This is a genomic window from Erythrobacter sp. CCH5-A1 (genome assembly GCF_001557115.1).
GTDB lineage: Bacteria > Pseudomonadota > Alphaproteobacteria > Sphingomonadales > Sphingomonadaceae > Erythrobacter.
This window is the reverse complement of sequence record NZ_LSKQ01000137.1, coordinates 1-415: the sequence shown is the minus strand read 5'-3', so window position 1 is coordinate 415 and position 415 is coordinate 1. Positions and strand designations below refer to the sequence as shown.

General features: G+C 65.5%; 1 protein-coding gene. It reads left to right on the top strand.

The genetic code is table 11. From position 1 onward, the window contains the following. Window positions 1-358: transposase (locus AX708_RS07255; protein ID WP_156454551.1), on the top strand; the 358-nt coding region annotated here is incomplete at its 5' end. Between the last annotated feature and the right edge of the window lie 57 nt (window positions 359-415).

Sequence of the window (415 nt, the reverse complement as noted above, 5' to 3'; positions counted from 1 at the left end):
GTTCCTCGAAGCACGCGGCCGGCAGGTCAGCGCCAAGAGCCGCCTCGGGGAGGCGATCCGCTACACGCTCCCACGCTGGGACGGCCTGATCCGCTTCCTCGATGATGGCCGCATCGATCTCGACAACAACGCTGTCGAGCGCGCCATCCGCCCGCTCGCCCTCAACCGCAAGAACGCCCTGTTCGCAGGCTCCGACGAAGGCGGTGACAACTGGGCGGTGATCGCCACGCTCATCGAAAACTGCAAACTCAACGACATCAACCCGCACACATGGCTGACCGCCACGCTCACCAGTCTCGCCGATGGTCACCCAGCATCGCGGATCGACGAGCTCCTGCCGCGCCCTCACGTGGGCTGAAAACACCGCTCTGATGTCCGCTGTCAACGCTCAGGGTGCGCGGCATCAGCCGTTCGG